At 73.0% G+C, this 13,009-nt stretch carries 11 protein-coding genes; 6 read left to right on the top strand and 5 right to left on the bottom strand.

The window, feature by feature from the left end:
* Nucleotides 1-8 precede the first annotated feature (8 nt).
* The 3 genes from WMF22_RS43615 to WMF22_RS43605 form a co-directional block, all read right to left on the bottom strand.
* The gene (locus tag WMF22_RS43615; protein WP_437295808.1) at nt 9-890 is read right to left on the bottom strand and encodes an SUMF1/EgtB/PvdO family nonheme iron enzyme; all 882 of its coding nucleotides are present in this window, start codon (nt 888-890) and stop codon (nt 9-11) included.
* A gap of 836 nt (nt 891-1,726) precedes the next feature.
* Nucleotides 1,727-2,113 carry a hypothetical protein gene (locus WMF22_RS43610; protein ID WP_437295807.1) on the bottom strand — a complete coding sequence of 129 codons (387 nt, stop codon included), beginning with the start codon at nt 2,111-2,113 and terminating at the stop codon, nt 1,727-1,729.
* A gap of 254 nt (nt 2,114-2,367) precedes the next feature.
* On the bottom strand, nt 2,368-4,185 hold the full coding sequence (locus WMF22_RS43605; protein ID WP_438033547.1) for a right-handed parallel beta-helix repeat-containing protein: 1,818 nt from the start codon (nt 4,183-4,185) through the stop codon (nt 2,368-2,370).
* 242 nt (nt 4,186-4,427) lie between these two features.
* On the opposite strand from WMF22_RS43605, the gene WMF22_RS43600 reads away from it, so the two are divergent.
* The 4 genes from WMF22_RS43600 (at nt 4,428) to WMF22_RS43585 (ending at nt 8,157) form a co-directional block, all read left to right on the top strand.
* Nucleotides 4,428-4,994: a hypothetical protein gene (locus tag WMF22_RS43600; protein WP_157907259.1), complete on the top strand. Its 567-nt coding sequence runs from the start codon at nt 4,428-4,430 to the stop codon at nt 4,992-4,994.
* A 196-nt stretch (nt 4,995-5,190) separates the two neighbouring features.
* Nucleotides 5,191-6,294: a M50 family metallopeptidase gene (locus WMF22_RS43595; RefSeq protein ID WP_437295805.1), complete on the top strand. Its 1,104-nt coding sequence runs from the start codon at nt 5,191-5,193 to the stop codon at nt 6,292-6,294.
* 10 nt (nt 6,295-6,304) lie between these two features.
* Entirely contained in the window at nt 6,305-7,309 is a 1,005-nt protein-coding gene (locus WMF22_RS43590; protein WP_437295804.1) for a hypothetical protein, read from the top strand.
* Between the two features lie 119 nt (nt 7,310-7,428).
* Entirely contained in the window at nt 7,429-8,157 is a 729-nt protein-coding gene (locus WMF22_RS43585; RefSeq protein WP_437295803.1) for a hypothetical protein, read from the top strand.
* A gap of 83 nt (nt 8,158-8,240) precedes the next feature.
* On the opposite strand, the gene WMF22_RS43580 is transcribed toward WMF22_RS43585, so the two are convergent.
* The gene (locus tag WMF22_RS43580) at nt 8,241-10,499 is read right to left on the bottom strand and encodes a hypothetical protein (protein ID WP_438033546.1); all 2,259 of its coding nucleotides are present in this window, start codon (nt 10,497-10,499) and stop codon (nt 8,241-8,243) included.
* 892 nt (nt 10,500-11,391) lie between these two features.
* Between WMF22_RS43580 and WMF22_RS43575 the strand changes: the two genes are divergently transcribed.
* Together WMF22_RS43575 and WMF22_RS43570 are read left to right on the top strand one after the other, a co-directional pair.
* Entirely contained in the window at nt 11,392-11,760 is a 369-nt protein-coding gene (locus WMF22_RS43575) for a hypothetical protein (protein ID WP_438033545.1), read from the top strand.
* Between the two features lie 249 nt (nt 11,761-12,009).
* Complete coding sequence (locus tag WMF22_RS43570; RefSeq protein ID WP_437295800.1) at nt 12,010-12,369, top strand: hypothetical protein; 360 nt, start codon at nt 12,010-12,012, stop codon at nt 12,367-12,369.
* Nucleotides 12,370-12,690: 321 nt separating this feature from the next.
* Here WMF22_RS43570 and WMF22_RS43565 read toward each other — a convergent pair whose 3' ends face one another.
* Nucleotides 12,691-12,918, bottom strand: a complete 228-nt coding sequence (locus WMF22_RS43565) for a hypothetical protein (RefSeq protein WP_162144043.1) — start codon at nt 12,916-12,918, stop codon at nt 12,691-12,693.
* Nucleotides 12,919-13,009: the final 91 nt, after the last annotated feature.

The raw sequence follows: 13,009 nt of genomic DNA, 5'->3' as shown, positions 1-13,009 counted from the left end.
CCGCGACGTCAGCCGCCGTCTCGCTGGCTCGCGTCGGTCGCCGCCGGCGCGGCGGGCGGCTCGACGCTGTCGCAGCAGCGGAATCCCGTGGAGTAGTCGTGATAGGTCGGCTCGTGGGCGATGGTGGTGAAATAGCAGCCGGGGCCGAGCTCGCTTGTCGTGCTGAAGAAGCCGCCCATGAACACGCCGTTTCCCTCGTGCCACGGCTGATCGCGGCGCTCGACGCCTTCGGTGCTCATCCGCATCACGAGCTCGCCATCGACCATGTCGCCGACCCACTCGTGCAGGTTCCCGACCATGTCGTGGACGCCGAGCTCGCTGGCGCAGCCGGCGTGTTCGCCGCTCCTCGCGAGGAAGCCTGGTTTCTGGTCGAGGTCGGGGCTGTTGAAGTGCCGTTCGTAGCTCCACCCGCCTGGCGGGTGCTCGCCGAAGAGCTCTCGCAGGAGGTGGGGTTTGCCGGTGTTGCACCGCCCGCGCTCGCCGCGCGGGCCGTAGGGGTAGCGGTGGGCGCCGTTGCCGCGGCAGGCGCGCTGCCATTCCCGCCGCGTGCAGAGGCGCTTGCCGGCGGCGACGCAGGCGGCCTTGGCCTCGACGCGGCTGATGTACGCCTGCGGAAAGACGCCGGCCGCGCTGCGGGCGAGGTAGCGGACGCCCGGCTCGGGGCGCTTGAAGTGCGGGTGGACGGCGAGCTCCCCGCCGGCGTCGATGACAAGGTGCGCCTCGTAGCGATCGATGCAGAAGCCGCCGACGAGGGCCATGTCGGCGGGGCAGGGGCCGGGGGCCGGCGGGAGCCCGGGCGGCTGTGGGGGGAGGGGGGGAGGACCGGCGCTGGCCGAGCCGAGCGGATGGGGCTCGGCGAGGGCGGCGCCCGCGTCGTCTGCAACGGGCACGGGAGCGGCGGCGGACAGGGGCGCGGCGCTGGCGATATCCGGGAGGGCAGCGCCGGCGTCCGCGCTTCCGCCGGGCGCACGCGCGGCGTGCGCGGAAGCCGCGCCGAGAGCCCCAGCCTGGGCCGTGTCCGTTGCGGGGACTGCGCCGGCCTCGCCCGTAGCGTCCGACTTGCTCGCTGAGCCACCGCCGCTTGGCGCAGCGCACGCCGTGAGCCATATCACAGCACCGAGCCAGCCTGGCGCCGTGTGGCCCGGCACAAGGCGCCGGGAGGGTGTGGGGGCGTTCGATAGGGGAGCCCGGAGGGGATCGCGGGTCGGCGCGGTCGACACGAGGGAGAGTGTACACGCGGCCGGCGTGCTGGCTGGAGGCTATCCGCCGTCTGCCCTTCGACCTGACGTGCGATCCAGGAGGTGAAGGAAAGCGCTCATACGGGAGGAGCCGTCGTCGCGCCGCGACGCGGACCGCTCAGTTGCACGGAGCCGCGACCGTGTCGCAGCTCTCATCGCAGTTCGTGCACGCACAGCTATATACGGCGTCAAACTGACGCTCGGCGCCAGGGAACTGCGTGTCGCACGCGTCGAAGCAGGTGGGTTGCGGGTCGGCCTGGAAGCACCCCTGAGCGCACTCAAGCCAGCTCTGGCATGTGCCGCTGAGCGCGCAGAGGGTCAGACAGCTGTTCGCGATGGCGCAGGACCGGCACGCTGTAGCGTCAGCGTTTCCGCCCCCAGCGCCGGCATCGCAGTCGCTGAGGCAGACCAGCAGGTCGGTGTTCGTGACGTTCAGGTCTTCGCACGCTGTGTCGAGGATGCACTGTGAAGCGCACTCGTAGCCCGGCTCAGAGCAGTTGATGGAAAGGGATTCGCAGCTGAGATCGCTGCATTCCTCGACCTTCGCGCACGCCTCCTCGCACTCGGTCAGTCCCGCCCCTCCGCCCGAACCGCTCGATGCCGCCGTCGTCGACGCGGCTGTGGTCGAGCTCGTGGCCGAGCCAGTGGTCGTCGTCGTGGTGCTCGACGTCGTCGTGCTGGTCGTCCCCCCGCCGCTCCCGCCGCCCCCGCCGGGGTTCTCCGTCGTTTCCCCGGAGCACGCCGCGAACGCCGCGATACTGAACACGATAACCAAAGAAGAAGTCTTGCTGCGCATCGCCATTCTCCTTGGGCACGCCGCGGCCATTTTCCACGTCATTGCCCCAACGCGGCGCGATCGTTCGCCTGTTTCTCACCCCCGGCAACATTTTTCGCTCGCAAGCGCCCACGCTCGCGGGGGGCGTCGCCATCATTCCAGCGTCCGTTGGCATCTCAGCGCGCCCGGGCATAGCCGTCGTGGTCGTGCCCGAGGGCGCCTGCGCCTGGCAGAGCCGCGGCTTCGCGGCGCTCGCTGCCGCCTGCCTTCCCTGCCTCGCCGATGCGCCTCGCCAGCTCGCCATCGCCCGGCCGCCGCGGCCGGCGGCGCTGACCCCTGCGTCGCCGCCTTCCCTCACGGCCCCGGCGACAGGGCCCCGAGCTCCGCGCCGCTGCGCTCCACGCCCAGCAGATCCCGCGCGGGCACCTCGCGCGGGTCGCCCTGCCCGATCAGCATCTTCGACGATCGCTTCGGCCGGAAATCCGGCCGGCTCGGGTTCAGCTTCCACCAGCCCCCCTCGAGGATCACCCACGGCTCCTCGCTCGCGCGCACCACCTCCGTCGCGAACCGCGCGCGCGTGATGCCCGTGATCGCCCTCGTCTCCGGAAGCGCCGCCGCCAGGCGTTTCAGCCCCTCCGGCATGCCGCCGTAGCTCACCTGGGTCACCACGTTGTGGCCGGCGTCGAACCGGTAGATGCTCGTGCTCAGCACCTCGATCGACGGCGAGGCGTCGCTCACGAGGACGTTGTTCCGCAGGCGGCAACCCCAGCTCCCATTGCCGCACTGGAGCGCGGGCCGGCCCCTCGCGCTCAGCACGACGGTGTTGTTGCGGATCAGGTTGTTGCGGCAGCCCCAGAGCGGCAGCGCGTCAGGTCCTGTCACCTGCTCCGGAGCGCGCGGGCCGGGCTCCACATAGGCCCGGTCGAACGGGTTCGCGTTGTCCCATTGCGCGATCCCGCTGGCGAGGTTGCCATAGATGAGGTTGTTCTGGACGACCGAGTCCGACACGCCTGCGAGGTTGATCGCCCCCCCGCCGCTGCGCCCGTTGCCGTTGATGACGTTCTGCTCGATGATGAAGTTCACGCCGCGGCCGTCCGGGAACCCGTGCTCGCCGAACCGCTCCGTCGCGCGCTTCATCAGCTCCGCGGCCCAGGCGCGGGTCGGCTCCCTCCGCGGATGATCCCGGAACGACGGGTGCTCCAGCACCGCGTCGAGCGAGGCCTCCGGATCGAGGTTCGCCTGGAACCCGCTCGCGTTGTTGCCGAAGAACACGTTGCGACGGACCACGTAGTTGTCCGATCCGTCGGATATGTAGGCGCCGTGCTCGCCCGCCGAGAAGGCGAACAGGTTGTCCTGCAGGAGGACCGTGTGGCTGTCGGTGGAGTGAACCCCCCACGTCCGATGGTGATGAGCGAAGTTGCCGACGATGGCGATGTGGTGCGCGAGCCTGCTGGTCTCGCCGAAGGCGCCGTCGATCATGATCCCCGCCTTCGGCTCAGCCGCGCTCTGCCTGCCAGGCGCGCTGCTGCCAGCGAGACGGAAGCCCTCGATCACGACGTGGTGCGCTGCCTTCAGGTAAATCATCCAGTTCGGATCGGCGGCGCACGCCCGGTTGATCACGACCTCGCCCGGGCTCCCCATCGCCTTGAAATGGATGTACCGCTCCTGGCCGGCGCTCGGCTTGTCACCCACCGAGAACCCCGCGTACGTCCCGGGCAACACGGCGATGAGATCGCCGCCGCGCGCCGCGTCCGCCGCCTCCTGGAGCGTGGCGAACGCGCGTGTGACAGGGAGGTCCCGCGGCTCGGCCGCGGCGCCGCGCGCGCTCAGATCGAGCGCGGCCACGCGGATCGCGGCGGGGGCCGGCGCGCCGACGACGAGGACGCGCTCGTAGCGCGCCTGCAGCTTCAGCGTCTGGCGCACCCACTCGTCGGAGTCCCGCGTGGTCACGAAAGGCTCGACGGCGGCGGGCGCTTGCGGCGCCGGCGCCTCGGGGGCCTTCGCCGGCGGGGGCCGCTTCTGCGCCTGCGCCGGCGGGGGCGCCGTTTCCTCGGGCGGCGGCCCCGCGACCTGGATCGTGCCGCTGCACGCGATCGCGGCGACCGCGACGAGCGCGCCGCCGATGCGCGCGCAGCCACGGGCCAGCTGGATGACGCTTGTCGATCCTCTCATCTCGACGCTCCGGGGAAGGCCGCCCCTCCGAGGTGCGCCGCGCGTGCGGCGCTCGGCTCTGGCTACCCCGGCTTACCCCAAAGCGCGCGCTTCAGCCAGACGAGCGCGCGCCTCGGCCAGGGCCCGCGCGCGCTCGGCTCGCGCCGGGCGATGTGCGACATCACCTTCCAGCGGCGGCCGTCATGCAGCCGACACGTGCCCGTTTGCTTCCGTCGCTGCCCTTCCTTTGGTACGAAGAGCTGATGAAAGCGCTGCCCTCGCTCGTGAGCGTCGCTCTAGCCGGCGCCACCCTCCTCACGCTCGCGCCCGAAGCGCAGGCGAACATCAAGAATCCGAACGATCACCCCCGCTACTTCGCCGAGCTCGAGCCGCACGGAAATTTCGTCTTCCTGCACCGCGACTACGGCCTGGGGCGGTACGGGCCCAGGCGCTACAACGACTTCGGCGACCCGGAGTTCGGCGTCGGCTTCAGGGCGAGCATCGAGCTCGCTGACCCGGCGTTCATCCCGAAGCTCAACAACACTGTCGCCATCTCGTTCGGGCTGGATCTCACCAACTGCAGGTACTGCCGCCGCGACTTCACCATCTGGAGTCCGGTCACCATGCAGTGGAACTTCTTCTTCACCGATCAGTGGAGCGCGTTCGCGGATCTCGGCGCCGTCGTCCGCACCGACGGGTTCTACAACGACGTGTGGCTCGACTTCGTCACCATGGTCGGCGGCCGCTACCACTTCAACGACAACATGTCGCTCACGATGCGGATCGGGTATCCCTTCTTCAGCGTCGGCGTCTCGTTCTTCGTCGGCTGAGCCGCTCCCCGCCGGCTCTGGCCCTCTGGCGGGCTGAGCCGCCCCGGGCGCCGCCCTGCTGTCGCGCTCTCCTGGCGCATCCGGGGCCGGCGGGAGCGCACGGCCTCCGCCGCGGGCGGCATCTCGCCGGGGCGGGCGTACGGCGCGGACATCGGGCGCGTGCGGACAGGGCCCGCCCTGGTTAGACTAGCCGGAGATGGTCGGCTGGTATTTCGTAGGCATCCTCGGTCTCGCCCTGCTGATGGTGGTCCACGAGGGGGGGCACTTCCTCGCCGCGCGCGCTTACGGCATGCGCGTCTTGAAGTTCTCGATCGGCTTCGGCCCCACCTTCTTCAAGGTTGTCCCGAAGGACGGGTACTACTGGTTCACGACCGCCGCGGACAAGGTCCGCGTGCGGCTCTTTCGCCACGACCCGGTGAAGCACGGCCCCACCGTGTTCCAGGTCGCCATGATCCCCTTCCTGGCGTACGTGCAGATCGCGGGGATGAACCCCCTCGAGGAGGTCGATCCCGAGGACAAGGGCAGCTACGCGAACGCGAGCCTGATGGGCCGGATCGCCGCGATCTTCGCCGGTCCGCTCGCCAATTACCTGTTCGCCTCGGTCCTCTTCTTCGCGAGCCTGATGGTGGGCGGCAAGCCCCACCGCCTGACCGACATCGGCGTGGTCGCCGGGATGCCGGCGGCGGCCAGCCTGAAGGACGGCGACCGCATCGTCGAGATCGACGGGACCCCGGTCCAGGACTGGGAGAAGATGGCGGAGATCATCTCCAAGAGCCCCGGCCGCCCGCTCGACATCGTGGTGGAGCGCGCGGGCGAGCGCGTCGAGGCCAAGGTCACGCCTGCGAACGAGGGCGGCTCGGGCAAGATCGGCGTGATCCCCGTCGGGCCGGTCCAGCGGGTGCCGGTGACCGCGGGTGAGGCCGCGCTGCTCGCGCTGAAGATGCCGCCGAAGGTCGTGCAGGACCTTGTCGTCGGGCTCGGCCAGGTCCTCACGGGCAAGATCGAGGGCGAGCTCGGGGGCCCGGCGCGGATGATCGGGGAGACCGCGCACGCGGCCAAGCGCGGCTTGCCGCACGGGCTCGAGTTCCTCGGGGTGCTCTCGGCCTACCTCGGCGCGTTCAACCTGATCCCGTTCCCCGCCCTCGACGGCGGCCGCCTGATGTTCCTGTTCTACGAGGCCGCCACGCGGCGCCGGCCGAACGCGCGCGTCGAGGCGCACATCCACCTGGTCGGCGTGTTCATGCTGCTCGGGCTGATGCTCTACGTCACCGCGAACGACTTCGGCCTCGGGTCGAAGTAGCCCTTGCTGCGTGGCGACGAGGCCGCCCGCGCGGGTTCCAGCGCCCGACGGGCGCCTCGCCCGCGCGGCGATGCGGCTCCTGCTGCGCTGCCTGCCGCTGCTCTCGCTCTGGCCGTGCGCGCGGCCGGCGTCCGCGCTGGCCGCGGCGCCGGGCGCGTGGTCCGACGAGGAAGACGAGGCCGTCTTCGACGTCCCCGCGCCCCCGACGCTCCCCGGGCTCACGCTGCGCGATCCGACCTTCACCTTCGAGTACACGGCCGCCGTGATCGAGCCCGACGCGGCGAGCCGGGCGGGCGGCAAGCTCGCCTTCGCCTGGTACTCGCACGGCGAGATGGAGGTGCCGCTCGTCCCGCGCAAGTGGTTCGTCGGCGCGGTGCATGACAGCGCCGCGGCGAGCGTCCCGGGGGTCGAGCGGTCGATCCTGCTCGGGAGCCCCGAGCTGTACGGGCGCGGCGTCTGGTCGAGCGTGCGCGGGCTCGCCTCCGGCGGAGGCTTCGGCCTCGTGCTCCCCGTCCCGCGTGACGTCTCGCGCGACCAGGCCGAGGTGCTCCGGACGGCGCGCGTTGTGCGGCCGTGGGACGAGACGCGCTTCCGGGAGCTCACGCTCACGTTCCGCCCCTGGTTCGACATGCGGCACATCACCGGGCCGTTCATCTTCCAGCTCAGGCAGGGCCTCGACTGGTCGCTGGTCGTGCGCCGCGCGCGGTCCGGGGAGCGCCGCACCGACATCACGGCGCACACGGCGTTCTACTTCGGCTACCGGCTCGCGAGGCCGGTCGGGGTGGGCCTGGAGCTGTGGGAGGTCTACCAGCTGACCCAGGACCTGCCGGACGACCGGCGCGCGACGTTCGCAATCTCGCCGAGCGTCCGGTTCATCCTGTGGAACGTGCAGCCGGCGCTGAGCGTGCTCTTGCCGGTCACGACCCCGCTGCGCGGCGACGTCGCCTCGTATTACGCCGCGCGGTTCAGCGTCGGGTTCACCTTCCCGACAGGCGCTCGACGGGCTCCCCCGTGAGCGCGGCGGGCGCGCTCGCCGGGCGCGCTCCTGGCTGAAGGCGCGCCGAAGGCGCCGAAGGCGCGGGATCGGCTTCGAGTGTGCGTGCATCCAGCGCGGGCGCTCGGTACCCTGGCCGCGTGGTCAACGCAGGATGGCTCCGGCGCGGTCTGGTTCTCGCGGCGCTACTCGGCCCGGCCGGCTGCTCGACCCAGCTCGTGAGCCTGAACGAGGGCCCCCGCGAGTACGTCGCGACGGACTACGAGAACGTGCTGCGCAACTGGACGCGCACGGAGCACCTGTTCGCGCTCTCCGAGCTCGACAACTTCCTCACCGCCACCGCGACCTTCGAGTCGTGGGACTTCCGCTGGGCCTACGTGGTCCGCTACGCGCAGGACTACCGGCTCACGATCGAGCAGCGGCAGAAGCTGCTCGAGAAGACGCTCGAGGAGACGCGCCAGCGCCACCAGTTCTTCGTCGCGATCTTCGGGGGCGAGCGCAAGTACAACGACCTCTCGACGCCGAACAGCGCGTGGATCGTGCGGCTGATCGACGACACAGGGAACGAGACGGCGCCCGAGGAGATCGTCGCGATCGCCAAGCCGAACGCGCTCGAGCGGACGTACTTTCCGTACAACACGGTGTGGCGCCAGGCGTTCCGCATCCGCTTCCCGCGCGCGACCGCGGACGGGAAGCCGACGATCTCGCCGAGCGCGAGGTGGTTCGGGCTCCGCTTCGCCGGGGCGCAGGGCAACAGCGAGCTCGTCTGGCAGGTCAACGAGGAAGCGGAGCCCGTCGATCCCGCCGAGCTGGAGCAGGGGGCCGCGCGGCCGCTGCGGCCGCTGCGGCCGAACAGCGGCCAGCTCTAGCTCCGCCCGCCGGGCATCCCGCCAGGGCTCGCTGACGCGCGGAGTCAGCCGAGCCCCGCGCGGCTTTGGCTCCGCGCGCCGCCTCAGCCGCGCTGAGCGTCCATCGAGACCGACTGCGCCAGGATGGAGAGCAGCTCGGGCGTGCTCTCGAACAGCTCGCGCAGCGTGGGGTGGTCGGCGAGGAGCACGAGCGCGCCGCCCCCGGCGGCGCGGGCGATCGACGGCGCCGGCTGGCCTCCGAGCAGCTCCGAGGCGAACAGGAGCTCGCCGGGCCTCGCTGTGCCTGTGAGCGCCTGCGATCGCTCCGCGATCAGCTCCAGCGCGCCGGCGCCGATGATCACGAGCCCGGGGATGGGGTTGCCGGCGTGGATGAAGTGCTCGCCGGGCGCCAGGCCGCGCAGCCGGAGCCGGCCGAGGACGCGGCGCAGCAGCGGATCTTCGAGCTCGCCCAGCGGCCCCATCGTGGCGCCTGCGAGCGACTGGATCCGGTCCGCGACCGTGCGCAGCTCGTCGAGCACCCAGGGGCAGCTGCGGAGCGCGTGGTCGATGGTCGCCTGGCCCCAGATCGCCACCCGCGCGCCGTCCGCGCCGGCGACGACGCGCAGGGGGATGCCTTCCTCGAGCGTCCCTCGGGACGGCACGAGCGTCCGCGTCGCGGCGCGCTCGGCGGGGATATCGACGATGTTCGCGCACACGGCGGCGTCCCCGCGCAGGACCAGCGCCGCCCCGTCGACGGCGAGCTCCTCGTCGGACGAGAGGTCTTCCACGCGCGCTGCGAGCGCGAGCTCGTCGTGCATCTCCTCGGGCAGGTCCGCGAACGCCTCGATCTGCTCCAGGTCGCGGCCGGTGAGGGCCGCGGCGTCGGCGGCTGGCGCGGCGCTGGCCGCGCCGGGCCGCGGCAGATCCGGCGCGATTTCCCGTGCGAGGTCGACGGCCGCGAGCGCCTCGGTCTCCGGCGGCGCGTTGGGCGGCGCGTCGAGCGCCATCGCGGCGAGGTCGGCGCTCTCGCCTGCGGCCGACCGCCGCCCCTCGACCGCGGGCACCTCCACGCGCGGCGCCGCGGCGAGATCGGGGAGGGCCTCGACCGAGGCCGGCGCGCGGGCGTCGGTGGCGGACGCGGGCCGCTGCGCGGCGGCGGGCGCCTGGGCCGGGGGCTCCTCGACGAGCGCGAGGTCCGCGTCGTCGAGCACCTCTTCCACGGGTTCCGGCGCGGGCTCGCCGGAGGCTTCGTCGAGCGCGCGCGGGCGCGGCGCCTGGACCTCGGCGCCGTCGGGCGCGGGCTCGCCGCGGGACGGGGTGGCCTTCGTCTGCAGGTCGTCGTCCTGCTCCGCTGCCTGCGGCGAAGGCGGAGGGGTGGCGAGCCGGCTTGACATCGGCGCTTCGAGGTCGCTGTCGGAGAGCTCGATGACGATCGTCCCCTCGATCGTCGACTCCGCGGGCGACGCGTCTGCGCTCGCAGGGGGGTCGATCTTTGCGCTGTCGCTCGCGGAATTCGCGGTGCCCTTCGCGGGAACGCTGTCGGCCGAGGCCCCGAGGTGTCCTGGGGGTTCGTTTCCGGTGGGCGTCGCCGGGCGGGTGCGCGCCGCCGCAGGCGCCGGGGGCGCGGGAGGTCGCGCGGAGATCGGCTTCCGCTTGAGCGTCAGATCGAGCGGCGCTGCCGAGGTGACGACCTCGTCTTCCTCTTCGTCGCCCGGCTGCGGCGTCGAGGGATGCCTGCGGGCGACGAGGTACGTGTCGCCGTTCGACGTGATGATCTCCTGGGGAGGTCGCGGCGGCGCGGCTGGCTCCGCGTCCTCGGACCAGGGATCGAGGATCGGCTCGCGCGGCCTGCGTTTGGAGCTGATCGCTCCCTGTGCGGGCGCGGCCGTGCCTGTGCGGGCCGGGGTGGGCGTCGGGGCCTCGGCCTCGACGACGATCTCGCCGATGTCGTCGCCGGGCGTGTGCTCGTCGGCGGGGGCTGGAGGGCTCGGGGCCTGGTGCGACGCCGATGTCTGGAGCGAAGCCGCTGCGGCCAGAGGTGCGGCGGATACCGGCAACGATGGCGCGGCGGGCTGCGCGGGCTGCGCAGGCGGCGGCACGGACGCCAGCGATGGCGCGGCGAGCGGCGGCGCGGCAGGTGACGGCAGTGGCGCGGCGGCCGCCGAGGGCGCATCGGGAGGCGCAGCAGGCGGCGCGACCGGCATCGACGAGGCCAGCGGCGGTGTCGCGGGCGGCGGAAGCGCGCCGGGCGGCGGTGTCGCGGAGGTCAGCGTGGGCGGCGGCGACGTCGGGGCAGGCAGAGGCTGCGGGTGTGGCGGCGTGCTGATCGGCGGCTGCGGCGGCGCGAAAGACGGCGGCGCCACCGGCGGCGGGAGCACCTGCGGGGGCGCAAGCACGCCAGCTGGCGGCGCAGCGGGCGTCGGCACGGCGGGCGGAGGCGGAGGTTGCGGGCGCGGAGGTTGAAAGGACGGCGGATGCGGTACTGGCGCAGGCTGCGGGCGCGGGGGCGCAAAAGGCGGCGGGTGCGACGCGGATGGAGGCCCGAGCGTGGGCGGAGGCGGCGCTGGCGGAGGTCCGAACGACGGCGGGTGCGACGCAGATGGAGACCCGAGCGTGGGCGGAGGCGGCGCTGGCGGAGGTCCGAATGACGGCGGGTGCGACGCGGGTGGAGGCCCGAACGACGGCGGGAGCGGCGCTGGCGGAAGTCCGAGGGACGCCGGATGCGGCGCTGGCGGAGGTCTGAACGACGGCGGGCGCGACGCGGGCGCGGCGCCTCCTGTCGCCGGCGGCTGCGGCTCCGCGATGAGGCTCGGCAGCGGTGGAGCGGGTACAGGTACCGCCGGAAGCGCCGAAGGAGGTCGCGGTGCTGCGGGCGGCGGCTCGCTCGTGGAGCGTGTCCCGGCGGGGCGCGGGGGCTGCAGGGGGCTCATCGCGGGGTCGGACCGGCCGCGCTCCGGCGATGGCGGTAGGGCAGACTGCAGCTCCTGCGGCGTGGGCACGGAGGCAGGGCGAGGGGGGATCGATGACGGCCGCCGCGATGCTCCCCGCGGTACGGCCGGCGGCGGTATCGGGGCGGGCGGCCGCGCGCTCGGTGTATTCGCCTGCGCTGTCACCAGAAGCGGGTCCGTGGTGAGCTGCTGCCGGAACGACGGAACCCCCGGCGCGGGAGGTAGCGGCGGAATGGCGTTCGCCATGGGGGCGGGCAGCGGAGCCGCCGGCGGTGGCTGACTCCGGTACATCGCGCCGGCCTGGACGTTGGGCCCAGCCGTCGGCGGTGCGGAGGGCGCGGCCGACGGCGCCAGCGGTTGCGCGTGCGGTGGGTCGAGCCGCTGCGGGTACGCGGCGGGCGGCGGCTGCGAGCGCGACACGCCGGGCGGAGCCGCCGGCGCGAAGGGCGGCGGCTGCGAGCGCGACACGCCAGGCGGGGCCGCCGGCGCGAAGGGCGGCGGCTGCGAGCGCGACACGGGCGGTGGCTGCGAGCGCGACACGCCGGGCGGGGCCGCCGGCGCGAAGGGCGGCGGCTGCGAGCGCGACACGCCGGGCGGGGCCGCCGGCGCGAAGGGCGGCGGCTGCGAGCGCGACACGCCGGGCGGGGCCGCCGGCGCGAAGGGCGGCGGCGGCTGAACGGGCGGCGCAGCCTGCGGGGAGGCACCGCCGGGAGGCTGCTGCGTCGGCCGCTGCGCCATCGGCGGCGTGGGGGGCGACATGTTGCCTTGCGCATGGCCGGGCGGCGCGGGGGAGAACGGCGCGATCGGTCGCGCACCGGCGCCCTGCCCGCCCTCTGCGCCCGGGCTGAGCGGCGGCGATGGCCGGGACGATCCCGTCAGTCGCTCTGCTTCGGCCGCCAGCTCCGGCTGCGAGAGCGGTTCGAACATGTCGATCTCGATCGAGGGCATCGAGGCGCGCAGCTCCTGGGTGAGCGACATGCGGCGGCGCCAGGTCTGCTCGTCCGACGGCGGCGCCTCGTCGGAGGACGGGGGCGGCGCGTCGCCTTCGCTGTCGATGGTCTCCAGGAGATCGGGATCACTCGGCTGCCCGACCTCCGAGGCCATGACCTCCTCGAGCGCCGTCACGCACAGCCCGAGCTCCGAGGCGCGGAACGGCTGCCCGGCCGCCCCGGCGGCGTCGGCCGCGCGTCGCAGCCACACGATAGCGTCGCGCCGCTCGCCGCGCGCCCACAGCGCGCTTGCCGTGGAGATCCCCCACACGACATCTTCATCGTCATTCGGGTGAGGTTCGGGGAGGGCGACCACGCGGTTCGCCATGAGCAACACCACCTATCACAGGCCCCACTGCGGCCGTTTACCCCATGGTACCGAGCGAGCCGACGTCCCGGATCGGGCGTCGCGAGCCCCGCGGCGCGGAAAGCCGCGCCACCCAGGAGCTTAGCCGCGCTCGCTACGGCACGTACAAATTACGGTATGGATGTCGCTTTTAGAGCTCGCCTCGCCGTCGTTACCCATCAGGTACCCATCAGGCGCCCATCAGGTGCCCGTCAGAACCCAGTGCTGGCACACATGCGGGCGCGTCCGCGGCCTGCGCAATGACGCCGGGTCAGGTGGAGCGCCGTCCACCGATGCGCCGCGGCCGGCAGCCCAGGACCGCCGCGCGGCGGCACATCTCCTCGACACCATCCCGCGATGCGGCCTCTCCGGGCATGCGTCTCGCGAGCCAGCCGATGAGCGTCAGCCCCGCTGCGCGGGCGTCTGCGGGCATCGTCCCGTCGTTCAGGAGGCTCGCGATCTGGGCGATCAGACGCGTGCGCGTTTCCTCGGGCGCCATCCTGGGTGCTCCATGAAGCATTCGAACGGGAAAGTCAAAAGAACCGCCATGCCGGCGCGCAGCCCCGTCGGCGGGCACCTCGATGCTGTGT

Source organism: Sorangium sp. So ce204, assembly GCF_051526795.1.
Taxonomy (GTDB): domain Bacteria; phylum Myxococcota_A; class Polyangia; order Polyangiales; family Polyangiaceae; genus Sorangium; species Sorangium cellulosum_B.
Note: the sequence above shows the minus strand (reverse complement) of the source record. Positions and strands in the feature narration are given on the sequence as shown.